This window comes from Streptomyces sp. NPDC001848, assembly GCF_042891915.1.
Taxonomy (GTDB): Bacteria; Actinomycetota; Actinomycetes; order Streptomycetales; family Streptomycetaceae; genus Streptomyces.
In genome coordinates, this window is the sequence record NZ_JBIATP010000010.1 from 254,746 (window position 1) to 278,335 (window position 23,590).

17 protein-coding genes are annotated in these 23,590 nt (G+C 70.5%); 3 read left to right on the plus strand and 14 right to left on the minus strand.

Features of this window, described 5'->3' with window-relative positions; genetic code table 11:
- Window positions 1-24 precede the first annotated feature (24 nt).
- From cimA to ACFYZJ_RS22275, 8 genes are all read right to left on the minus strand, one after another.
- Window positions 25-1,635 (minus strand): citramalate synthase, encoded by a 1,611-nt coding sequence (gene cimA / locus ACFYZJ_RS22240; protein WP_388570622.1) that lies wholly within the window; start codon window positions 1,633-1,635, stop codon window positions 25-27.
- 282 nt (window positions 1,636-1,917) lie between these two features.
- Window positions 1,918-3,225: an MFS transporter gene (locus ACFYZJ_RS22245; protein ID WP_388570623.1), complete on the minus strand. Its 1,308-nt coding sequence runs from the start codon at window positions 3,223-3,225 to the stop codon at window positions 1,918-1,920.
- A gap of 170 nt (window positions 3,226-3,395) precedes the next feature.
- Window positions 3,396-4,484, minus strand: a complete 1,089-nt coding sequence (locus tag ACFYZJ_RS22250; RefSeq protein ID WP_388570625.1) for a branched-chain amino acid aminotransferase — start codon at window positions 4,482-4,484, stop codon at window positions 3,396-3,398.
- Window positions 4,485-4,753: 269 nt separating this feature from the next.
- Window positions 4,754-5,797, minus strand: coding sequence for a 3-isopropylmalate dehydrogenase (locus ACFYZJ_RS22255; RefSeq protein WP_388570627.1), 1,044 nt, complete (start codon window positions 5,795-5,797; stop codon window positions 4,754-4,756).
- A 213-nt stretch (window positions 5,798-6,010) separates the two neighbouring features.
- Window positions 6,011-6,142, minus strand: coding sequence for a hypothetical protein (locus tag ACFYZJ_RS22260; protein ID WP_103838047.1), 132 nt, complete (start codon window positions 6,140-6,142; stop codon window positions 6,011-6,013).
- A 264-nt stretch (window positions 6,143-6,406) separates the two neighbouring features.
- Window positions 6,407-6,946 carry a GNAT family N-acetyltransferase gene (locus ACFYZJ_RS22265; protein WP_388570628.1) on the minus strand — a complete coding sequence of 180 codons (540 nt, stop codon included), beginning with the start codon at window positions 6,944-6,946 and terminating at the stop codon, window positions 6,407-6,409.
- 167 nt (window positions 6,947-7,113) lie between these two features.
- The gene (gene pruA, locus ACFYZJ_RS22270; RefSeq protein ID WP_388570630.1) at window positions 7,114-8,745 is read right to left on the minus strand and encodes an L-glutamate gamma-semialdehyde dehydrogenase; all 1,632 of its coding nucleotides are present in this window, start codon (window positions 8,743-8,745) and stop codon (window positions 7,114-7,116) included.
- A gap of 50 nt (window positions 8,746-8,795) precedes the next feature.
- Window positions 8,796-9,722, minus strand: a complete 927-nt coding sequence (locus tag ACFYZJ_RS22275) for a proline dehydrogenase family protein (protein WP_388570631.1) — start codon at window positions 9,720-9,722, stop codon at window positions 8,796-8,798.
- 140 nt (window positions 9,723-9,862) lie between these two features.
- Here ACFYZJ_RS22275 and ACFYZJ_RS22280 point away from each other — a divergent pair, with 140 nt between their 5' ends.
- Complete coding sequence (locus tag ACFYZJ_RS22280; RefSeq protein ID WP_388570633.1) at window positions 9,863-11,089, plus strand: PucR family transcriptional regulator; 1,227 nt, start codon at window positions 9,863-9,865, stop codon at window positions 11,087-11,089.
- Between the two features lie 319 nt (window positions 11,090-11,408).
- Window positions 11,409-12,434, plus strand: a complete 1,026-nt coding sequence (locus tag ACFYZJ_RS22285; RefSeq protein WP_388570635.1) for an alcohol dehydrogenase — start codon at window positions 11,409-11,411, stop codon at window positions 12,432-12,434.
- 7 nt (window positions 12,435-12,441) lie between these two features.
- On the opposite strand, the gene ACFYZJ_RS22290 is transcribed toward ACFYZJ_RS22285, so the two are convergent.
- Window positions 12,442-13,020: a TetR/AcrR family transcriptional regulator gene (locus ACFYZJ_RS22290; RefSeq protein ID WP_388570636.1), complete on the minus strand. Its 579-nt coding sequence runs from the start codon at window positions 13,018-13,020 to the stop codon at window positions 12,442-12,444.
- A gap of 95 nt (window positions 13,021-13,115) precedes the next feature.
- On the opposite strand from ACFYZJ_RS22290, the gene ACFYZJ_RS22295 reads away from it, so the two are divergent.
- Window positions 13,116-14,648 carry an MFS transporter gene (locus ACFYZJ_RS22295; RefSeq protein ID WP_388570638.1) on the plus strand — a complete coding sequence of 511 codons (1,533 nt, stop codon included), beginning with the start codon at window positions 13,116-13,118 and terminating at the stop codon, window positions 14,646-14,648.
- A gap of 90 nt (window positions 14,649-14,738) precedes the next feature.
- Here the strand turns inward: ACFYZJ_RS22295 and serA are convergent, their stop codons facing one another.
- The 5 genes from serA to ACFYZJ_RS22320 all read right to left on the minus strand — a co-directional run bounded on the left by serA (window position 14,739) and on the right by ACFYZJ_RS22320 (window position 23,581).
- The gene (serA, locus tag ACFYZJ_RS22300) at window positions 14,739-16,328 is read right to left on the minus strand and encodes a phosphoglycerate dehydrogenase (protein ID WP_388570640.1); all 1,590 of its coding nucleotides are present in this window, start codon (window positions 16,326-16,328) and stop codon (window positions 14,739-14,741) included.
- Window positions 16,329-16,604: 276 nt separating this feature from the next.
- On the minus strand, window positions 16,605-17,603 hold the full coding sequence (ilvC, locus tag ACFYZJ_RS22305) for a ketol-acid reductoisomerase (RefSeq protein ID WP_388570641.1): 999 nt from the start codon (window positions 17,601-17,603) through the stop codon (window positions 16,605-16,607).
- A gap of 118 nt (window positions 17,604-17,721) precedes the next feature.
- Window positions 17,722-18,249: an acetolactate synthase small subunit gene (gene ilvN / locus ACFYZJ_RS22310; RefSeq protein ID WP_388570643.1), complete on the minus strand. Its 528-nt coding sequence runs from the start codon at window positions 18,247-18,249 to the stop codon at window positions 17,722-17,724.
- A 21-nt stretch (window positions 18,250-18,270) separates the two neighbouring features.
- Window positions 18,271-20,118: an acetolactate synthase large subunit gene (locus ACFYZJ_RS22315; RefSeq protein ID WP_388570645.1), complete on the minus strand. Its 1,848-nt coding sequence runs from the start codon at window positions 20,116-20,118 to the stop codon at window positions 18,271-18,273.
- A gap of 232 nt (window positions 20,119-20,350) precedes the next feature.
- Window positions 20,351-23,581, minus strand: a complete 3,231-nt coding sequence (locus ACFYZJ_RS22320; protein ID WP_388570647.1) for an EAL domain-containing protein — start codon at window positions 23,579-23,581, stop codon at window positions 20,351-20,353.
- Window positions 23,582-23,590: the final 9 nt, after the last annotated feature.

The following is a 23,590-nucleotide window of genomic DNA, read 5'->3' on the forward strand; positions in this document are numbered from 1 at the left end:
GGCCCGGCCTCGGCGGCCTGGGTGCTACTCCGCCGGTTGCACCCCGGCCCGCAGCAGGCCGTACGTGTACGCGTCCTCCAGGGCTTGCCACGATGCCGCGATCACGTTGTCCGCCACGCCCACCGTGGACCATTCGCCCTTGCCGTCCGACGTGGAGATCAGGACGCGGGTCGTGGACTGGGTGCCGTGCACGCCCTCCAGGATGCGGACCTTGTAGTCCACCAGGTCCAGGGCGGCCAGCTGCGGGTAGATCTTCTCCAGGGCCACGCGCAGGGCGCGGTCCAGGGCGTTGACCGGGCCGTTGCCCTCCGCCGTCGCCACGATCCGCTCGCTCTTCGCCCACAGCTTCACCGTGGCCTCGTTGGCGTGCGTGCCGTCCGGGCGGTCCTCGACGATCGCCCGCCAGGACTCCGTGCGGAAGTAGCGCAGCGGCTTGCCCGCCACCTCCTCGCGCAACAGGAGTTCGAACGACGCGTCCGCCGCCTCGTACGTGTAGCCCTTGAGCTCCCGCTCCTTGACGCGGTCGACCACCCGGCCCACCAGCTCACGGTCGCCGCCCAGGTCGATGCCCAGTTCCTTGCCCTTGAGCTCCACCGACGCCCGGCCCGCCATGTCGGAGACCAGCATCCGCATGGTGTTGCCGACCAGTTCCGGGTCGATGTGCTGGTACAGGTCCGGGTCGACCTTGATGGCCGAGGCGTGCAGGCCCGCCTTGTGCGCGAAGGCCGAGACGCCCACGTACGGCTGGTGGGTGGAGGGGGTGAGGTTCACGACCTCCGCGATCGCGTGGGAGATCCGCGTCATCTCGCGCAGCCTGCCCTCCGGCAGCACCTTCTTGCCGTACTTCAGCTCCAGGGCCGCCACCACCGGGAACAGGTTGGCGTTGCCCACCCGCTCGCCGTACCCGTTCGCCGTGCACTGCACGTGCGTGGCGCCCGCGTCCACCGCCGCGAGGGTGTTCGCGACCGCGCAGCCCGTGTCGTCCTGGGCGTGGATGCCGAGGCGGGCACCGGTGTCCGCGAGGACCGTCGAGACCACGGCGTGGACCTGCGCCGGGAGCATGCCGCCGTTGGTGTCGCAGAGGATGACCACGTCCGCGCCCGCCTCCGACGCCGTGCGCACCACCGACTTGGCGTATTCGGCGTTCGCCCGGTAGCCGTCGAAGAAGTGCTCGCAGTCGACGAAGACCCGCCGGCCCTGCGCCCGCAGGTGGGACACCGTGTCGCGGATCATCTCCAGGTTCTCGTCGAGCGTCGTGCGCAACGCCAGTTCGACATGGCGGTCGTGGGACTTCGCGACCAGCGTGATCACCGGAGCTCCCGAGGCCAGCAGCGCCTTGACCTGCGGGTCCTCCGCGGCCTTGCCGCCCGCCCGGCGCGTCGCGCCGAAGGCCACCAGCTGGGCGTGCCGGAAGTCGATCTCCTGCTGGGCGCGCGCGAAGAACTCGGTGTCCCGCGGGTTGGCGCCGGGCCAGCCGCCCTCGATGAAGCCCACGCCGAAGTCGTCCAGGTGCCGTGCGATGGCCAGCTTGTCCGCGACGGTGAGGTTGATCCCCTCGCGCTGCGCGCCGTCGCGCAGCGTCGTGTCGAAGACGTGGAACGAGTCGTCGAGCTCGCTGGTTGCCGTCTCGGTCATGGTCTCAAGGCTCCTGTTTTGGATCTCGGTCTTACCGGAATGACCGGTTCCACCGTCCCCCCATGGTCCCTCGCGCTCCGCCCCCGGCTGAAGGTGGGCCAGGAAACGAAAAAACCTCTCGCGGGTGCGAGAGGTCTGCGCGCGGGTCGAGGACGACGGTGGCCACCCGTACCTGGTCGTACGTGGCGGTCACTGCGGACCGGCGCGCCTGCTGCCAATAATCATGGCGAACGAGAGCACGGGGGCAGTCTGGCACAATCCGCCCCCGCGCTCACCGCCGTCTCAGGATGCGGTCGTCACGGGGGAGGACTCCACGTCCTTCATCCGGGTGAGGTCCAGGTCCCTGGTCTCCCGCATGGTGACGTACACGACCAGCGATACGGCCGCACAGGCCGCCACGTACCAGAAGAAACCGGACTCGGGGCCCGCGTCCTTGAACCACAGGGCGACGTACTCCGCCGTTCCGCCGAACAGGGCGTTGGCCACCGCATAGGGAAGCGCCACACCCAACGCGCGGATGCGCGTCGGGAACAGCTCGGCCTTCACACAGGCGTTGATCGAGGTGTAACCGGTGACCACGACCAGGGCCAACAGGGACAGGCCGAGCGCCGGCCAGTAACTGTCCGCGTGCTTCAGCATCGTCATCACCGGGACCGTCAGCACGGTCGAGCCCACCGCGAAGGTGATCAGCAGGGGGCGGCGGCCGATCCGGTCGGAGAGCCGGCCGGCGAGCGGCTGGAGGCAGGCGAAGACGATCAGCGCGGTGAAGGAGACCAGGGTCGCGGTCTGCTTGGGCAGGCCGGCCGAGTTCGACAGATACTTCGTCAGGTACGTGGTGTACGTGTAGTACGCGACCGTGCCTCCCATGGTCAGCGCGATCACCAGGAACGCCTCGCGCTTGTGCCGCCACAACGCGCGCAACGTCCCGCGCTCCTGCCCCTCGCCCTCGCTCTCCTCGGCCTCGTAGACGTCCGTCTCGAGCATGTTCCGGCGCAGGTAGAAGACCACCGCCGCACCGAGGGCGCCCAGCACGAACGGAATGCGCCAGCCGTAGTCGTGCAGCGCGCCGTCGGACATCGTGCGCTGCAGGGCGATCTGCAGGCCGAGGCCGACGATCTGGCCGGCGGTCATCGACACGTACTGGAAGCTGGAGGCGAACCCGCGTCGGCGCGGGTCGGAGGCCTCCGTCAGGTAGGTCGCGCTCGCCGCGTACTCGCCGCCCACCGACAGGCCCTGCAGCAGCCGGGCGACGAGCAGCACCACCGCGCCGCCGTACCCGGCGACGGCGTACGTCGGCGCGATCGCGATGAGGATCGCGGAGGCGGACATCAGGGTGACCGTGAGGGTCAGCGCGGCCTTGCGTCCCTTGCGGTCACCGACCCGGCCGAGCAGCCAGCCGCCGACCGGGCGCATGAAGAAGCCGACCGCGAAGATGCCCGCGGTGTTCATGAGCTGGGCCGTGGGGTTGTCGTCGGGGAAGAACGCCCCGGCGAAGTAGGTGGCGAAGCTGGCGTAGACGAACCAGTCGTACCACTCCACCATGTTGCCGGCCGAACCGACCCAGATCCTCTTCCAGTGCTCTCGTCCCATGGGCGGTAACGTGCCCGGCGTTCGCGGGTGCGACAAGAGCGCCTCGGGTTTCGTTCATTGCGTTCATGACGCGTCGGCAGGCCGGCCGCCGGTCCCGTCCTCGGCGAGAGGGGAGCCGCCCCGGACTCGGGTCCCGGGCGGCTCCTGGCACGCGAGCGGTGCGGCGGGCGTCAGCCCAGCTTGTGCATCCAGCCGTGCGTGTCCTTGCGCGTGCCCCGCTGGATGTCGAGCAGGGCCTCGCGGAGCTTCAGGGTGACCTCGCCGGGCTCGCCGCCCGACTGCTTCCACTCGGCGGTGGCGCGCTTGACCGTGCCGACCGGGGTGATGACCGCGGCGGTCCCGCAGGCGAACACCTCGGTGAGGGTGCCGTTCTCCGAGTCGGCCTGCCACCGGTCGATGGAGATCCGGCCCTCCTCGGCCTCGTAGCCGAGGTCGCGGGCGACCGTCAGCAGGGAGTCACGGGTGACGCCCTCCAGGATGGAGCCGGTCAGCTTCGGGGTGACGATCTTGTTGCCGTACACGAAGTACAGGTTCATGCCGCCCAGTTCCTCGACCCACTTGTGCTCCACGGCGTCGAGGTAGCAGACCTGGTCGCAGCCCTTGGCGGCGGCCTCGGCCTGGGCGAGCAGGGAGGCCGCGTAGTTGCCACCGGTCTTGGCGTCGCCCATGCCGCCGGGGACGGCGCGGACGCGGTCCTCCGACGCCCAGATGGAGACGGGCTTGACGCCGCCCGGGAAGTAGGCGCCGGCCGGGGAGGCGATGACCAGGAACAGGTACTCGTTGGCGGGCTTGACGCCCAGGCCGACCTCGGTGGCGATCATGAAGGGGCGCAGATAGAGGGACTCCTCACCGCCATGCGCCGGCACCCACGCCTTGTCCTGCTGGACGAGGACGTCACACGCCTCGATGAAGGTCTCGACCGGCAGCTCGGGCATCGCCAGGCGCTTGGCGGAACGCTGGAAGCGCAGGGCGTTCATCTCCGGGCGGAAGGTGGCCACGGAGCCGTCGGGCTGGCGGTAGGCCTTGAGGCCCTCGAAGATCTCCTGCGCGTAGTGCAGGACGTTGGTGGCCGGGTCGAGGGAGATCGGCGCGTAGGGGACGAGCTGGCCGTCGTGCCAGCCCCGCCCCTCGGTCCACCTGATCGTCACCATGTGGTCGGTGAAGTGGCGGCCGAACCCGGGGTTGGCCAGGATCGCCTCCCGCTCCGCGTCGGACAGCGGGTTGGAGGAGGGCTTCAGCTCGATCGTGGGCGTCGTCATGTGTGGTTGTCCTTCACCGGTTGTCGTGACGGGCCGCGCTCACTCCCGTACTGGCCGTGGCCAGTACTAGGACGTCCGAGCATTCCCTCAATCCGCGGCTCCGCGTCGATTATCGCAAGCGGGGAGTCGCGGACGAAACGGTGTGAATGCGGCCCTTGGGTGTGCCCAGGGTGGGTCGATGGTGACACCCGGCGGAGGCATGGGAAAGCCGCCGGGTGCGGTTGCGACCCGGCGGCCTTGAACTCAGGGGGTGTGAGTAGGGCGGCGGGTCAGCCGGCTACTCGTACGGCGAGCGCGTCGCCGATCTCGTCGGTCGTGCGGGCGGGCTTGCCCACGCGCTCCGCGAGGTCGGCGGAGACGGCCTCCTCGATGCGGGCGGCCTCGGTCTCGTACCCGAGGTGGCGCAGCAGGAGGGCGACCGACAGGACGGTGGCCGAGGGGTCGGCCTTGCCCTGGCCCGCGATGTCGGGCGCCGAGCCGTGCACGGGCTCGAACATCGACGGGAACTCGCCGGACGGGTTGATGTTGCCCGAGGCGGCGACCCCGATGCCGCCGGAGATGGCGGCGGCGAGGTCGGTGATGATGTCGCCGAAGAGGTTGTCGGTGACGATCACGTCGAAGCGCTCGGGCTGGGTGACGAGGTAGATCGTGGCCGCGTCGACGTGCATGTACTCGGTGGTGACCTCGGGGAACTCCTCGGCCACCTGGTTGAAGATGTTCGTCCACAGGTGACCCGCGAACGCCAGCACGTTGTTCTTGTGGACCAGGGCCAGCTTCTTGCGCGGGCGCGCCTGGGCGCGGGCGAAGGCGTCCCGGACCACGCGCTCGACACCGAAGGCGGTGTTCACGGAGACCTCGGTGGCGACCTCGTGCGGGGTGCCCTTGCGGATGGTGCCGCCGTTGCCCGTGTAGGGGCCCTCGGTGCCCTCGCGGACGACGACGAAGTCGATCTCGGGCTGGCCGGCGAGCGGGGTCGCGACGCCCGGCAGCAGCTTGGAGGGCCGGAGGTTGACGTGGTGGTCGAAGGCGAAGCGGAGCTTGAGCAGGAAGCCGCGCTCCAGGACGCCGGACGGCACCGAGGGGTCGCCGATCGCGCCGAGCAGGATCGCGTCGTGCTGCCTGAGCTGCTCGAGGTCGGCGTCGGTGAGGGTTTCGCCGGTGGCGTGGTAGCGCCGGGCGCCGAAGTCGTACTCCTTGGTCTCCAGCTTCACATCCTGCGGAAGGACGGCGGAGAGGACCTTCAGTCCCTGGGCCACGACCTCCTGGCCGATGCCGTCACCGGGAATCACTGCGAGATTGATGCTGCGAGACATGACGGCACCGTACTCCTTGTCCCATGTAATGACACGAGGCGTCCGACATACGGACACGACCACCGGCCCGACGCAGAGGTGCGACGCGGCAGATGGCGCGGGGCGTCCGGCCGCGCCGCACCTCGTGCGGGTGCGGCTCCCGGCTCATGGGTGCGGCCTCACGGGTGAGGTGCGGGCCGTGCGAGTGAGGGCCTCGGGATGCGCAGATGTGGCTCAGTGGCCGGTCGCGCCGCCGTTGTCCCTGCGGTCGAGGGCGCGCTGGAGCGCGGCGGCGGCGTTCTTGCGGTCGGACTCGCTCGTACGGGAAACGTGACGGACTCGGCGGCGGGCGGTCGTCTCGGCCATGGGGAATCGACTCCTTCGTGATCCGCGCGTGCGGAAAAGGGGTTACGAGACGCCGGCGGGGCGGGGAGCGGTGCCGCAGGGGTTGCCTGCACGGGGCCCGGCTCACGACCGCCATTCGCTTGATCGAGCGAGACGTTCGGCTTTTACAAAAGTAAGTGAGGACGGGGCATCTGTCTCCACAATTACTCGGACTTCCTACTATCTGAGACGCCCACCGGGTCACACGACGGCGACCTGCGCAAACCGTCGACGGGAGTCGGGGTGTCAGAGCACGTCCCCGTCGCGCCAGTCGAAGACCAGCTTGCGCTTGAAGTCGAGGGCGCCCGCGGCGGCGGGGCGCACATAGGTGCAGTCCTCGTCGTCACGCAGGCGGACGACACCGCGGGGGCCGAGGCCGTACAGACGGCCGCGCCAGAGCCGCCAGCCGCGGGCGGCGTAGAGGGGGGCGCCGTCGTCGCTGGCGGAGAGCGCGCCGAGGTCGTAGGCGCGGTCGACGATCCGCTCGACCTCGGCCATGACGCGCCCGCCGAGCCCCTGGCGCCGCACGTCGGCGCGGACGCCCACACCCTCGACGTACCCGACGCGCAGCCAGCGCTTGCGGTACCGGGCGCGCCGCTGGATGACGGACCCGTGCGCGGCGAGCCCCCGCTCGTCGGTGACGAGCACGTGCATCCCGCCGAGCGCGTGCTCCCAGTCGTCATCGTCGTAGTCCCCGTCGAACGCGGCATCGAGCAGCGCGCGCACGGCCCGGAGCTCGGCGGGGTCGAGGTCGGCGGTGTGGACGGTACGGACTCCGGCTGTCACGTGGTCAGTATCACTCGTCCCCCGGCGTTCTCCCCGCCCCGACGCCCCCTACGGCGGCCCGGAGCCATGGTTGGCAGCCGGGCCGGACGACCTGCGCGCGCTCATGAGAACCGCCCCCGTCCCGGTTCGCGAGGAGCCGGGGCGGGGGCGGCGTTCGAGAGGGGGCGTCAGCCCATGTGCGGGTACGTGTAGTCCGTCGGCGGGACCAGCGTCTCCTTGATCGCGCGGGTCAGGGTCCAGCGCAGCAGGTTCTGCGGGGCACCCGCCTTGTCGTTGGTGCCGGAGGCCCGGCCACCGCCGAAGGGCTGCTGGCCGACCACGGCGCCGGTCGACTTGTCGTTGATGTAGAAGTTGCCGGCCGCGTAGCGCAGCCTCTCGGCCGTGTGGGCCGCGGCCGCGCGGTCGTTCGCGATGACCGAGCCGGTCAGCGCGTAGTCCGACACCGACTCCATCTGGGTCAGCATCTCGTCGTACTTGTCGTCCTCGTAGACGTGGACGGCGAGGATCGGGCCGAAGTACTCGGTGCGGAACACCTCGTTCTCCGGGTCGCTGCACTCGATGACGGTCGGGCGCACGAAGTAGCCGACCGAGTCGTCGTACGAGCCGCCCGCGACGATCGTGCAGGCCGGGTCCTCCTTCGCCCGGTCGATCGCGGCCTTGTTCTTCGCGAAGGCCCGCTCGTCGATGACGGCGCCGATGAAGTTCGACAGGTCGGTGACGTCGCCCATGCTGATGCCGTCGACCTCGGCCGCGAACTGCTCCTTGAAGCCGTCGTTCCAGATCGAGGCCGGGATGTACGCGCGGGAGGTGGCGGAACACTTCTGGCCCTGGTACTCGAAGGCGCCACGGGTGAGCGCCGTCTTCAGCACCGCGCGGTCGGCCGACGGGTGGGCCACGACGAAGTCCTTGCCGCCGGTCTCACCGACCAGGCGCGGGTAGGAACGGTACTTCTCGATGTTGTTGCCGACCGTCTTCCACAGGTACTGGAAGGTCTTGGTGGAGCCGGTGAAGTGGATGCCGGCGAGGTCCCGGTGTTCCAGGGCGACCCCGGAGACCTCGATGCCGTCGCCGGTGAGGAGGTTGATGACGCCCTTGGGCATGCCCGCCTCCTCCAGGAGCTGCATGAGCAGGACGGCCGCGTGGGTCTGCGCCGGGGACGGCTTCCAGACCACGACGTTGCCCATCAGCGCCGGGGCCGTCGGCAGGTTGCCCGCGATCGCCGAGAAGTTGAACGGGGTGATCGCGTAGACGAACCCCTCCAGCGGGCGGTGGTCGAGGCGGTTCCACACGCCCGGGGAGTTGGCCGGGGGCTGCTCGGCCAGGATCTGGCGGGCGTAGTGGACGTTGAAGCGCCAGAAGTCGACCAGTTCGCACGGCGTGTCGATCTCGGCCTGCTGGGCGGTCTTGGACTGGCCGAGCATGGTGGAGGCGGCCAGCGTCTCGCGCCACGGGCCGGCCAGCAGCTCGGCGGCGCGCAGGATGATCGCCGCGCGGTCGTCGAAGGACATCGCCCGCCAGGCGGGCGCTGCGGCCAGCGCGGCGTCGATGGCGTCCTGCGCGTCCTGCCTGGTCGCGTTGCGGTAGGTGCCGAGGACGGCCTTGTGGTTGTGCGGCTGCACGACCTGGAACTCCTCGCCGCCGCCCATGCGCTGGACGCCGCCGATGGTGCAGGGCAGGTCGATCGGGTTCTCGGCCAGCTCCTTCAGCTTGGCCTCCAGGCGGGCACGCTCGGGCGAGCCGGGGGCGTAGCCGTGCACCGGCTCGTTGACGGGGGTGGGGACCTGGGTCACAGCGTCCATGGGTTCCGTAACTCCTTGACGTGAGCGGTGTTGCGAGCGGGGGTGCGGGCTCAGCCCTTGGTGACCATCGAGCGGACGAAGAAGCGCAGGTTCGCCGGCTTCTCCGCCAGGCGGCGCATGAAGTAGCCGTACCAGTCGGTGCCGTACGCCGTGTAGACGCGCATGCGGTGGCCCTCGGCGGCCAGGCGCAGGTGCTCCTCGCTGCGGATGCCGTACAGCATCTGGAACTCGTACTCGTCCGTCTTGCGCCCGGCGCGGTGGGCGAGTTCCTGGGCGATGGAGATCAGGCGCGGGTCGTGGGAGCCGATCATCGGGTATCCCTCGCCCTCCATGAGGGTCTTCAGGATGCGGACGTACGCCTTGTCGGTCTCGTGCTTGTCCTGGTACGCGACGGACGCGGGCTCCTTGTAAGCCCCCTTCACGATACGCACGCGGCTGCCGTTCGCGGCGAGGCGGCGGGCGTCGGCCTCGGTGCGGTAGAGGTAGGCCTGGATCACACAGCCCGTCTGCGGGAAGTCCTTCCGCAGCTCCTCGTGGATGGCGAACATCGAGTCGAGGGTGGTGTGGTCCTCCGCGTCCAGGGTGACCGTCGTACCGATCGCGGCGGCCGCCTCGACGACCGGGCGCACGTTCTTCAGGGCCAGCTCGTGGCCGTCCTCCAGCGCCTGGCCGAACATGGACAGCTTCACCGACATCTCGGCGCGGGTGCCCAGCTCCAGGGGCTCCAGCCGGTCGATCAGCTGAAGGTAGGCGTCGCGCGCGGCCGTGGCCTGTTCGGGGGTCGTGATGTCCTCGCCGACGACGTCCATCGTCAGCTCCAGCCCCCTGCCGGTGAGGTCCTTGATGATCGGCACGACGTCGTCGACCGTCTCGCCCGGGATGAAGCGGTCGACGACCTGCTTGGTCACCGGGGCCGCCGAGATCAGGCGTCGCATCCGGTCGCTGCGCGACGCGGCGAGAATCACGGGACCCAGCACGGGGCACCTCCACAGAACAGGCAGGAGGCCGCAACCCGACCATTCGGGTACGGCACGGAGAACCACCGTGAAACCTAAGGATCCCTCCGATCGTCGGCCATCGACAGCTGTCACGCATCCGTGCCCTGGATCTCAGACAGATGTATGAGCCGGATCGGAAAATACGGGAGAATGGCCCTGTGGCGGACGTTTTCAAGGCCGGGCGCGGCGATTACCAGGAGCTCGTCGACGAGATCTCCGCGCTGCTCGGCGCCCCGGCGACCCTGGAGAACCGGGACTTCGAGCTGATCGCCTTCGCCGCGTACGACAGCGAGGGCGACTTCGACGAGGCCTCCCTCGACCCCGTGCGCACCCGGTCGATCCTCACGCGCCGCTCCACTGCCGCGGTGCGCAAGTGGTTCGAGGGCTTCGGCATCGCGCGCGCCACGGGGCCGGTGCGGATTCCGCCGACTCCGGAGGCGGGCGTGTACCGGGGAAGGATCTGCCTTCCGGTACGCCATCGGGGTGTCGTCCTCGGCTATGTGTGGCTGCTGGCCGACGAGCCGGGCCCGTCCGAGGCCCAGCTGTCGGCCGCGATGGAGATCGCGGCGCGGATCGGCGACCTGCTCGCCGAGGAGGCGCAGGCGGGCGCCGAGGTGACGCGTGAGCTGCGCGCGGTGCTGACCGCGGAGCGCGGCTGGCCACAGGACATGGCGGTGGCCGAGTTGCGGACGGCGCTGGGTGCGCGTGGCGCGGGACTGCACACGGTGGTCTGCATCGCGCCCTGGCCCTCGGCCGACCCGGACGACGCGCCGTCGGCCCGGACGATCCCGGCGGCGACCGCGCTGTGCACGGTGCCGTGGGGCACCACCGGTCAGAGCCTGGCGCTGCTGGTGCGGTTGCGCTCGACGGACGTGCTGACGCCGGCGCTGACGGCGGCCACCCGGCTGCTGCGGGAGGCCGGGGGCGCGGGCTCGGGGTCGGCGGCCGGGGTGGCGGGCGCCCGGCAGGGCCTCGCCGAGCTGGGTGCGGCCTGGCAGGAGGCCGCGGGGGCGGCCCGCGCGGCCCTGGCGGAGCCCCGGCTCGGCCCGGTCGCCCAGTGGTCGGCCATCGGCCCCTACCGCCTGCTGACGTCGCTCCCGCCGCAGGCGGCCCACGACCCCGCCGTGAGCGCCCTGCTGCCCCCCTCCCACCGCGAACTGGCCCGCACCGCCGAGGTGTTCCTGGACTGTGCCGGCCAGGCGGGCCGCGCGGCCGCCGAACTGGGCATCCACCGGCAGACCCTGTACTACCGCCTCTCCCGCGTCGAACAGCTCACGGGCCTGGACCTCGACGACGGGGAGGACCGGCTGCTGCTGCACATGGCGCTCAAGGGTGCGCGGCTCTAGCGCCGCGGCGGGCAACGTGTGCCCGTCACGGAGCGGCGTCCGGTGCGTGCTCTGGGGGTACCCCCTGCTCGAAGAGCTTGGGGGGCGTGCCGGGCGTCGCGACGGCGCGAACGCCGCCTGTCGCGGCACTAGGTCACGTCCGCCCTTTTCTCCCCGTCAACCCTTCTCTCGTCATCAGCTCATTTCTCCTCATCAGCTCTTTGTCCCTCATCAGCTCTTTTCTTCCCTTCAGCTCATTTCTCCCTTCGGCGCGCGGGATCGGGCCGAAGCTGGTCTGCTGGGTGCGGGGGCCCGTCGTACCCGTCTTCGGGAGAAGCCCATGAGTACGTATCGAGTCGCGCAGGTGGCCGCCGCCGGCGGCCCGTTCGAGGTCGTCGAGCGTGAGGTGCCGCAGCCGGGGCCCGGCCAGGTACGGGTGGCCGTGGAGGCGTGCGGGATCTGCCACAGCGACGCCTTGTTCGTGAACGCCGGGCTGCCGGGCATCACGTTCCCGGTGGTGCCCGGACACGAGATCGCCGGGCGCATCGAGGAGCTCGGCGAGGGGGTGCAGGAGAGGGGCTGGCAGGTCGGCGACCGGGTGGCGGTGGGGTGGTTCGGGGGCAGCTGCGGCCACTGCATGCCCTGCCGACAGGGCGACTTCGTCGTGTGTGACAACCTGAAGGTGCCCGGATGGGCGTACGACGGAGGCTTCGCCCAGGCGGTGACCGCGCCGGCCGACGCCCTGGCCCGCATCCCCGACGCGCTGGCGGCGACCGACGCCGGGCCCATGGCGTGTGCGGGGGTGACCACGTACAACGGGCTGCGGCGCAGCTCCGCACAGCCGGGCGATCTGATCGCCGTGCTCGGCATCGGCGGCCTCGGCCACCTCGGGGTGCAGTACGCGGCCGCCATGGGCTTCGAGACCGTGGCGATCGCCCGCGGAGCCGAGAAGGCCGGCCTTGCCAAGCAGCTCGGCGCCCATCACTACGTCGACAGCACGGCGGGCACCTCCGTCGCGGAGGCGCTGCAGTCGCTCGGCGGCGCCAAGGTCGTCCTGGCCACCGCGGGCAACTCCGAGGCCATCACGGCGACCGTGGACGGGCTGTCGCACCGCGGCGAACTGGTGGTCATCGGTGCGGCTCCCGAGCCGCTGGGGGTCAGCCCCGGCCAGCTGATCATGCGGGGCAGGGTGGTGCGCGGCCATCCGTCCGGCACTGCGCGAGACGTGGAGGACACCATGGCGTTCAGCGCCCTGCACGGGATCCGCCCGATGATCGAGACCGTAACCCTGGACCAGGCGGGCGAGGCGTACCAGAAGATGCTCTCCGGCGCCGCCCGCTTCCGGATGGTGCTGACCACGCGCTGACCGGGCGTCAGCTCCGCTCGACTCCCGCGATCACCTGGCGCAGCCCCTCGGTGAGCCGGTCGGCGTCGGGGGCGCTCTTCGGGTCGAAGGTCCACTGCGTGATGAGCCCGAGCATCAGGGTCGTGTAGAAGGTGCCGAGCGTGTCCACGGTCTCCTCCGGGACGTCCTCCTCGCGCATGCCCGTGAAGAACGCCACGAAGCCGCGCGAGCCCTCCCGCTGGGCGCGCGCCAGGTGGTCGCGCAGCTCGGGCATCTGGTCGCCCATCGCCACGATCTCCACGCTCAGCCGCCACAGGGAACCGGGCTCCCGCATGGTCGCGATGATGTTGGACCACACCTCCCGGAACCGTTCCAGCGAGCCGGGCTCGCCACGGATCTCCTCACTCCCCTCGAAGGCGTCGGACATCTCCTCGACCAGCGCCACATAGGCCTGTGCGAGCAGCGCGTCCTTCGACCCGTAGTGGTAACCGATCGACGCCAGGTTGGTCCCCGACTCCCTGACGATGTCGCGCGCCGTCGTACGCGCGAACCCCTTCTCCAACAGGCAGCGCTTGGCGCCTTCGAGCAGATCCTCACGGTGTCCCATGCGACCACCTTACCCCGATCCATACGACCGTCCTAGACAATCGATTTAAACGCTCGTACTAGACAACCGTTTAGGACGCCCGTACAGTCGCTGCCATGACGAACCCGACGAGCACGACCACGACCGCACCGCCCGCGAAAGCCCGTGCCGGCCGCCGTGAATGGACCGCCCTGGGCGTCCTGATGCTTCCTCTGCTGCTGGTCTCGATGGACGTCTCGGTCCTCTACTTCGCCATCCCGGCGATCAGCGCGGACCTGCAGCCGAGCAGCACCCAGCAGCTGTGGATCTTCGACATCTACGGCTTCGTCCTGGCCGGCCTGCTGATGACGATGGGCTCCCTGGGCGACCGCTTCGGCCGCCGCCGACTGCTCCTGACGGGCGCCGCCGCCTTCGGCGCCGCCTCGGTGCTCGCGGCCTACGCGAACAGTGCCGAGACCCTGATCGCCGCCCGGGCGGTGCTCGGCATCGGCGGAGCCACCCTGATGCCGTCCACCATGGCCCTGCTGCGCACGATGTTCACCGACCCCGGCCAGCGCGCGAAGGCGATCGGCCTGTGGTCGGGCGTGATGACGGGCGGGATCGCGCTCGGCTCGGTGATGAGCGGCGTCCTCGTCGAGCACTTCTGGTGGGGCTCGGTCTTCCTGGTCAACCTGCCCGCGATGCTGCTCCTGCTCGCCCTCGGCCCGGTCCTGCTCCCCGAGTCCCGCAGCGCGAACCCCGGCCGCTTCGACTGGGTGAGCGTCCCGCTGTCGATGGCCGCCGTGCTCCCCGTGATCTACGGCCTGAAGGAGATCGCCTCCGAGGGCCGGCACGTTCCGTACGTCGTGTCGGTCGCTGCCGGGCTGCTCTTCGCCGCGCTGTTCGTCCACCGGCAGCGCACCGCGGCCTCCCCGCTGATCTCACCGGCCCTGTTCCGTGCCCGCGGCTTCACCCCGTCGGTCGTGCTCACCCTGGTCTCCGCCTTCGGGATGATGGGTTCGGCCCTCTTCACCACCCAGTACCTGCAGTCGGTCCTCGGCAAGAGCCCCCTTCAGGCCGCGTTGTGGAGCCTGCTCCCCTCGGTCCTCATCGGTGTCGCGGGACCGGTCACCACCCAGCTCGTCCAGAAGGGCGCCAACCGGGGGTACGTCGTCGCCACCGGCTTCGCGGTCAGCGCCGCCGGATACGGCATGCTCGTGCTGACCGGCACCGACTCCCTGTGGCTCACCCTCGCCGCCGCCGGCGTCCTCGCCTCCGGGGTCGTCATGGTGATGTCCCAGCTGTCCGACCTCGCCCTGAGCACCGCCCCGGTCGAAGAGGCGGGCGCGGCGTCCTCCGTCATGGAGACCGGCACCGAGTTCGGCGGCGCCCTCGGCATGGCGGTCCTCGGCTCCATCGGTACGGCCGTCTACCGCCACGAGATCCCGGCATCGGCCCCGGCCCCGGCCCACGAAACCCTGGGCGGCGCGCTCGCGGTGGCCCACGGGATGCCGGGCCGGGCGGGAGCGGAGCTGCTGGCCGCGGCACGGGAGGCGTTCACCACCGGGATGCACGGGGCGGCGATCGCCGCGACGGTGGTCCTGGCGGGGGCTGCCGCACTGGCGGCGAGGAGCCTGCGCGGGATCCACGTACGGAACGCCCAGGAGTGATCACGGCGCGAGACCAGTCGGGGCCCGGCCACCATGAGTGGCCGGGCCCCGACTGTCGTGCGTGCTGGTCTCAGACCGGGTTCGCTGGTCTCAGACCAGGTTCACCGAGCGGGCGGACGTCGCTCCGATCTCCTCCGCGACCTCCGTCAGCACGTTCTGCGGCACCGTGTCGTCGACCGTCAGGACCGCGAGGGCCTCGCCGCCCGCGATGTCCCGGGCCACCTGCATGCCCGCGATGTTGATGCCCGCCTCGCCGAGGATGCGGCCCAGGGTGCCGACGACACCCGGACGGTCGGTGTAGCGCAGGACGACCATGTGCTCCGCGAGCGCCAGGTCCACGTCGTACTGGCCCACCGCCACGATCTTCTGGTGGTGCTTCGGTCCGGCCAGCGTGCCCGACACCGAGACCTCCTCGCCGTCGGCGAGCGTGCCGCGGACGGTGACCACATTGCGGTGGTCCGTGGCCTCGGAGCTGGTGGTCAGGCGCACCTCGACACCGCGCTCCTGGGCGAACAGCGGGGCGTTGACGTACGAGACCGTCTCGTCCACGACGTCCTCGAACACGCCCTTGAGCGCGGACAGTTCGAGCACCTTGACGTCGTGCTGGGTGATCTCGCCGTACACCTCGACGTCGAGCCGGACCGCGACCTCGCCCGCGAGCGCGGTGAAGATGCGGCCGAGCTTCTCCGCGAGCGGCAGACCCGGCTTGACGTCCTCGGCGATGACACCGCCCTGGACGTTCACCGCGTCCGGCACCAGCTCGCCGGCGAGCGCCAGGCGCACCGACTTGGCGACCGCGATGCCCGCCTTCTCCTGCGCCTCGTCGGTGGAGGCGCCGAGGTGCGGGGTGCAGACCACCTGGTCGAGCTCGAACAGCGGGGAGTCCGTGCACGGCTCCTTCGCGTACACGTCGAGGCCCGCGCCCGCGACGCGGCCCTCCTTGAGCGCCGAGTACAGCGCCTCCTCGTCGACGATCCCGCCGCGCGCGGCGTTGATGATGCGCACGCTGGGCTTGACCTTGTGCAGCGCCTCGGCGCCGATCAGGCCGAGCGTCTCGGGGGTCTTCGGGAGGTGGACGGTGATGAAGTCGGAGACCTCGAGCAGCTCGTCCAGGGTCAGCACCTTCACGCCCATCTGCGCGGCCCGGGCAGGCTGGACGTAGGGGTCGTAGGCGACGACCTTCATGCCGAACGCGGACATGCGCTGCGCGACCAGCGCACCGATACGGCCGAGGCCGACGACACCGAGGGTCTTCTCGGCGAGCTCGACGCCGGTGTACTTGCTGCGCTTCCACTCGCCGTTCTTCAGCGCGGCGTTGGCCTGCGGGATGTTGCGGGCGGTGGAGATGATCAGACCGCAGGCCAGTTCGGCCGCGGTCACGATGTTCGAGGTGGGGGCGTTGACGACCATCACGCCGGCCTTGGTGGCGGCGGAGACGTCCACGTTGTCCAGGCCGACGCCGGCTCGCGCGACGACCTTCAGCTTCCTCGCGGCGGCGATGGCCTCGGCGTCGACCTTCGTCGCGGAGCGGATCAGGATGGCGTCTACATCGGCGATCGCGGGCAGCAGCTCCCCGCGGTCGGCGCCGTTGCAGTGGCGGATCTCGAAGTCGGGGCCGAGGGCGTCGACGGTCGCGGGCGACAGCTCTTCAGCGATGAGTACGACGGGTTTCGAGCTCACGTGAGTCCTCACATGTCCAATGCGGACGGCCGTCCCGACGGCCGCTGGCGGTGGAGGGGAGTGGCACCGGGGAAGGGTGGCAATTCCCAGGTGTCGCTTGGCCGCGTGGAGACGCACGACGCTGTGGGCCTGACGCGATTGTTGTGCAGCAGTCTAGTGGCGCGGCGTGGGTCGTATTGCGCCTGCGCGGCAGGATCACCCGGACGTGGCCTGCCGGTGTGGACAACAACAATAGTGCGGCGGTGCCCCCGGCAGAGGGCACCGCCGCAGCGGAGGTCAGGCCTCCTCGTTGACCCACGACATGAGCTTGCGCAGCTGCTTGCCGGTGGTCTCCAGCAGGTGCTCGGAGTCCTGCTTCTTGTACTCGTTGTACTTCTTCAGGCCGCCGTGGTACTCGTCCATCCAGTTGCGGGCGAAGGTGCCGTCCTGGATCTCCGCGAGGACCTGCTTCATCTCCGCCTTGGTGGCGTCGGTGATGATGCGCGGGCCGGTGACGTAGTCGCCCCACTCGGCGGTCTCGGAGACGGACCAGCGCATCTTCTCCAGGCCGCCCTCGTACATGAGGTCGACGATCAGCTTCAGCTCGTGCAGGCACTCGAAGTAGGCGATCTCCGGCTGGTAGCCCGCCTCGACCAGGGTTTCGAAGCCGGCCTTCACCAGGGCGGAGGTACCACCGCACAGGACGGCCTGCTCGCCGAACAGGTCGGTCTCGGTCTCCTCGGTGAAGGTCGTCTTGATGACGCCGGCGCGGGTGCCGCCGATGCCCTTCGCGTACGACAGGGCCAGCGCGAACGCGTTGCCGGAGGCGTCCTGCTCGACGGCCGCGATACACGGAACGCCGCGGCCCTCCTCGTACTGGCGGCGCACCAGGTGGCCCGGGCCCTTCGGGGCGACCATGCACACGTCCACGCCGGCCGGGGGCTTGATGAAGCCGAAGCGGATGTTGAAGCCGTGGCCGAAGAACAGCGCGTCGCCGTCCTTCAGGTTCGGGGCGATGGACTCCTCGTAGACCTGGGCCTGGATCGGGTCCGGGACGAGGATCATGATGACGTCGGCCTCGGCGGCGGCCTCGGCGGGGGTCACCACGCGCAGGCCCTGCTCCTCGGCCTTCGCCTTGGACTTGGAGCCCTCGTGCAGACCGACACGGACGTCGACACCCGAGTCGCGCAGCGACAGCGCGTGGGCGTGGCCCTGGCTGCCGTAGCCGATGACCGCGACCTTGCGGCCCTGGATGATGGACAGGTCGGCGTCAGCGTCGTAGAACAGCTCGGCCACTTTGTGTTCTCTCCTTGAGTGCAGGTGTTGCGTCCCACCGTATGACGGCGGGCGGAAGGGAAGTTTCGGGGTCTCGGCATACGGGCGGCCGGTGTCCCCCGGCCGCCCGGACACCTTCTTACGCCGACCGGTCCAGGGCCCGCAGCGAGCGGTCCGTGATCGAACGGGCACCGCGGCCGATCGCGATCGTGCCGGACTGCACCAGCTCCTTGATGCCGAACGGCTCCAGCATCTTCAGCATGGCCGACAGCTTGTCGCCGGACCCGGTGGCCTCGATGGTGACGGCCTCCGGGGAGACGTCGACCGTCTTGGCGCGGAACAGCTGGACGATCTCGACGATCTGGGAGCGCGTCTCGTTGTCGGCGCGCACCTTCACCAGAACGAGTTCACGCTGAACGGCCTGCGACGGCTCCAGCTCGACGATCTTCAGCACGTTGACGAGCTTGTTGAGCTGCTTGGTGACCTGCTCCAACGGCAGGTCCTCGACGTTCACCACGATGGTGATGCGGGAGATGTCGGGGTGCTCGGTGACACCGACCGCGAGCGAGTCGATGTTGAAGCCGCGGCGGGAGAACAGGGCGGCGATCCGGGCCAGGATGCCGGGGGTGTTCTCCACCAGGACGGAGAGGGTGTGCTTGGTGGACATGGTTCTCGACTCAGCTCTCTCTCAGTCGTCCTCGTTGTCGCCGAAGTCGGGGCGGACGTCCCGGGCGGCCATGATCTCGTCGTTGGAGGTGCCGGCGGCGACCATCGGCCACACCATCGCGTCCTCGTGGACGATGAAGTCGACGACGACGGGGCGGTCGTTGACGGAGTTCGCCTCTTCGATGACCTTGTCCAGGTCGTCCGGGGACTCGCAGCGGATCGCGTAGCAGCCCATGGCCTCCGACAGCTTCACGAAGTCGGGGACGCGGGTGCCCTTGGCCTGCGGGTCGATGTCCTCCGGGCCGGAGTGCAGCACCGTGTTGGAGTACCGCTGGTTGTAGAACAGGGTCTGCCACTGGCGGACCATCCCGAGAGCGCCGTTGTTGATGATGGCGACCTTGATCGGGATGTTGTTCAGGGCGCAGGTGGTCAGCTCCTGGTTGGTCATCTGGAAGCAGCCGTCGCCGTCGATCGCCCAGACCGTGCGGTCCGGGGCGCCGGCCTTCGCGCCCATCGCGGCCGGGACCGCGTACCCCATGGTTCCGGCGCCGCCGGAGTTGAGCCAGGTCGCGGGCTTCTCGTACTGGATGAAGTGTGCGGCCCACATCTGGTGCTGGCCGACACCCGCGGCGAAGATCGTGCCCTGCGGCGCGAGCTGCCCGATGCGCTCGATGACCTGCTGCGGGGAGAGCGTGCCGTTCTCCGGCAGGTCGTAGCCGAGCGGGTAGGTCTCGCGCCAGCGGTTGAGGTCGTTCCACCAGGCGGTGTAGTCGCCCTGGTGGCCCTCGCTGTGCTCCTTCTGCACCGCTTGAATCAGGTCGGCGATGACCTCGCGGGCGTCACCGACGATCGGCACGTCGGCGGCGCGGTTCTTGCCGATCTCGGCGGGGTCGATGTCGGCGTGGACGATCTTGGCGTACGGGGCGAAGCTGTCCAGCTTGCCGGTGACGCGGTCGTCGAAGCGGGCACCGAGGGCGACGATCAGGTCGGCCTTCTGCAGCGCGGTGACGGCGGCCACCGAGCCGTGCATGCCGGGCATGCCCAGGTGCTGCGGGTGGCTGTCGGGGAACGCGCCGAGCGCCATCAGGGTGGTGGTGACGGGCGCCCCGGTGAGCTCCGCGAGGACCTTCAGCTCGGCGGTGGCCCGCGCCTTGAGGACGCCGCCGCCGACGTAGAGGACGGGCCGTTTGGCGGAGGTGATCAGCTTGGCGGCCTCGCGGATCTGCTTGGCGTGCGGCTTGGTCACCGGGCGGTAGCCTGGCAGGTCCATCACCGGCGGCCAGGAGAAGGTGGTCTGCGCCTGGAGGGCGTCCTTGGCGATGTCGACCAGGACCGGGCCGGGGCGGCCGGTCGAGGCGATGTGGAACGCCTGCGCGATCACCCGCGGGATGTCCTCCGCCTTGGTGACCAGGAAGTTGTGCTTGGTGATCGGCATGGTGATGCCGACGATGTCCGCCTCCTGGAAGGCGTCGGTGCCGATCGCCTTGGAGGCGACCTGGCCGGTGATCGCGACCAGCGGCACCGAGTCCATGTGGGCGTCCGCGATCGGGGTCACCAGGTTGGTGGCGCCGGGACCCGAGGTCGCCATGCAGACGCCGACCCTGCCGGTGGCCTGGGCGTAGCCGGTGGCCGCGTGCCCCGCGCCCTGCTCGTGCCGCACGAGCACGTGGCGCACCCGCGTGGAGTCCATCAGCGGGTCGTACGCCGGCAGGATGGCACCACCCGGAATGCCGAATACGGTGTCGGCGCCGACCTCCTCGAGAGAGCGGATGAGGGACTGCGCACCCGTGACGTGCTCGGGGGCGGACTGCTGTCCTCCGGATCGGGGCCGCGGCTGCGGGTGAGGGGCCCCGGTGGCCTGCTCGGTCATCGGCATTCTCTTCTCGATGCTGAGGGTTTTGGCGAGGTTCGGGCGTTGCTCGACTGGTGCCTGTGCAACAAAAAACCCCTCGTGCCATGAGGCAAGCGAGGGGAGCGCGCCGGGTGTGGTCGCTGGGTTTTCCGGTTCATGTCCGGTGGGTCCCAGCTCAGCCGACGCGCTGTCCAAGTACGAGAATTCGGGTGCGCATGGCACAGACCCTCCCCCCGGCACGCCATTACTGTCAAGTGGGTGGGACGGGAGTCTCATTATGTGAGCGTAGGGCTGTTCCGCCTCCGAAAACGGCAGGCACGCCACTGGTGTACACCCCCGCGGCCCTCCCCAGGGCTCGTTCACTCGCACCGCCCGCGAAGGCCGGCTCCGCCGGGCCGTGCGGCACCGGGTAGTGGCCGGATGTGAGCGCCCGGCGCAGCCGGTACTCGTCCAGTGGGCCCGAGAATGCCATGCCCTGACCATGCGTGCAGCCCATGGCGCGCAGAGCGACGACCTGCTCGGGCAGGTCCACGCCGTCGGCGACGGAGATGAGGCCCAAATCGCCGGCGATGCGGAGCAGCCCACTTGTGATCTTGTGCAGCCGCGCGGACTCGACGACCCCCTCGACGAGGTTCCGGTCCAGCTTCAGGACGTCGAGAGGGAGCCGGCGCAGCGCCGTGATGGCCGCGTAGCTGCCGAGGCCGTCCAGGGCGATACGGACGCCGATCCGGCGCAGGCTGCCGAGTCTGCGTTCCAGCTCCTCCAGGGAGATCCGCGGGTCGATGCCGGACAGCTCGATCATCAGGGCACCGGACGCCAGACCGTGCCGGGTGAGCAGGGCCTCGATGGAGCCGAGCGGCAGGGAGCGGTCGAGCAGCCGACGGGCGCTCACACGGACGGCGACGGGTACGGCGAGTCCGTCGGCGGCGCGCTCGGCGGCCTGCAGTACGGCCTCCTCGAGGATCCAGCGGCCCAGCTCGGCGGCCTTGTCACTGTCCTCCGGGACACGCAGGAACTCGTCGGGTGTGAAGAGCACGCCCTGGGAGGACCGCCAGCGTGCCCGGGCGCTGACGGACGCGATACGGCCGTCCTGGAGCGACACCAGGGGCTGGTGCAGCAGGGTGAACTCGCCGTCGTCGAGCGCGGCCCGCAGCCGGGTGGCCAGCTCGGCCTTGCGGACGACGTCCTGCTGCATCTGGGGCTTGTACAGCTCGACCCGGCCCTTGCCGGCGGCCTTGGCGCGGTACATGGCCAGGTCGGCGTTGCGCAGCAGCTCACCGGCGCCGAGGCCCGGTTCGGCGAAGGCCACGCCGATGGAGGCGGCCACCCGGACATCGTTGCCGTCGATGTCGTACGGCTGGGAGAGGGTGACCCTGAGCCGGTCGGCGAGTTCGAGGATGTGCCTCTCGCGCGCGGTACGGTCCCGGGCGCCGTCGCCGACGATGAGGGCCGCGAACTCGTCGCCGCCGAGGCGCGCTGCGGTGTCGCCCTGCCGCACCGACTCCTGGAGCCTGCGGGCGGCCTGGACGAGGAGCTCGTCGCCGGCCTGGTGCCCGATGGTGTCGTTGACGGCCTTGAAGCCGTCGAGGTCGATGAACAGGACGGCGGTGCCGCGGTCGGAGGAGCGACGGCCGGACAGGGCCTGCTGGACGCGCTTGGTGAACAGGGCGCGATTGGGCAGGTCGGTGAGCGGGTCGTGCTCGGCGCTGTGCTGCAGCTGGGCCTGCAGGCGCACCCGCTCGGTCACGTCCCGGCTGTTGAAGATCAGGCCGCCCTGGTGGCGGTTGACGGTGGACTCCACGTTGAGCCAGCCGCCGTCGCCGGAGCGGAAACGGCACTCGATACGGGTGGTCGGTTCCTCGGTGTGGCTGGCGGCGAGGAAGCGCCGCACCTCGTGCACCACGCAGCCCAGGTCCTCGGGGTGGATGAGCGCGGCGAGCTCGGTGCCGACGAGTTCCTCGGCGGGCCGGCCGTAGACGCCGGCGGCGGCCGGGGAGACGTACTTCAGGATGCCGTTGGGTGCGGCGATCATGATGACGTCGCTGGAGCCCTGCACCAGGGAGCGGAAGTGGTTCTCCTGCTGCGCCAGTTCCTGCGCGAGCGTGATGTTGTCCAGCAGCATGATGCCCTGGCGGACGACGAGCGCGAGGACGACGGCGCCCGCGGTGATGAGCACCACGCGGTCGACGCTGTGGCCGTTGAGGACGTTGTAGAGGATCCCCAGGGTGCAGACGCCGGCGGCCAGGTAGGGCGTGAGAGCGGCCAGCGATCCGGCGATCGGGCGCGGGGCCCGGTACCGGTCGTGATCGGCGTCCGGCGGGGGTGCGGCCGGGTACCGGTCGTGGGCCGGGCGCTGCGGGAGCCCGGGGGCCGGGTCCTGGTCCCGGTGCCCTTCCTCGTGGCCGGTGGCCCGGGGTTCGCTCTGCCGCTGTTCCGGGACGTGTTCGTGCACCACACGCGTGTGCCCGTCGTCCGGCGTCCGACCGGGGCGGGCGCCGACCCAGGGGGCGTAGGCGAGGAGCAGCGAGCCGGAGAACCAGCCCGCGTCCAGCAGTTGGCCCGAGTGGTAGCTGCTGTGCAGCAGCGGCGAGGTGAACAGGGCGTCGCACAGCACGGTCAGGGCGAGAGCGCCGATGGCGGTGTTGACCGCGGAGCGGTGCACCGCCGAGCGCCTGAGGTGCAGGGCGACCACCATGCTGATCAGGGCGATGTCCAGCAGCGGGTACGCGAGCGACAGCGCGGTGTGCGCCACGCTCGGCCCGTCGAACTTCGCCGCCTGCGCGAGCGCGAGGCTCCACGACAGCGTCAGCAGCGAGCCGCCGATCAGCCACGCGTCGAGCGCCAGGCATACCCAACCCGCCTTGGTGACGGGCCTTTTGGCGAGCACGAGCAGTCCTACGATCGCGGGTGGAGCGAAGCAGAGGAAGAACAGGTCGGCACAGCTGGGCGAGGGGACGGGGCGGTCGAGGACGACCTCGTACCAGCCCCAGACGCCGTTGCCCAGCGCGGCCATGGCGGAGGAGAGCGCGAACAGCAGCCAGGCGGATCGAAAGCGGCTGCGGCGGCTACGGGCGTACAGCAGGCAGGAGACCGACGCGGTGCCGGCCGCCGCGCTCAGCCCGAAGTCGCCCATGACCAGCGCGAGGCTCCGGGAGCCCCAGTCGACCGCGGAACCGACGGCGTATCCCGCGCACACCAGGGCCAGGACGAGTTGCGGACCCGGGTTCGTCCGGCCGCCCGGTGCCGGACGGCGGGCCGGCAGCACCCCCGGGGACCTCACCGGTCCCTCCCGGTCCGTCGCGCCGGGTCCCGCCGGGCCCGACGCGCCGGGTGGGCGTGCCTCTTGTGGCCGCCGTGCCCTGGGTGGTGACAGTGGCTGCCGTGGTGACGACGGCTTCCGTGAGCGCTGTGACCGCGTCTGCGCGTCGCGGTCCGCCAGGGTCGTCGCCCGCGGCCGCGCCGCGTCGGATCGTTCGTCCATAGGCCGTGC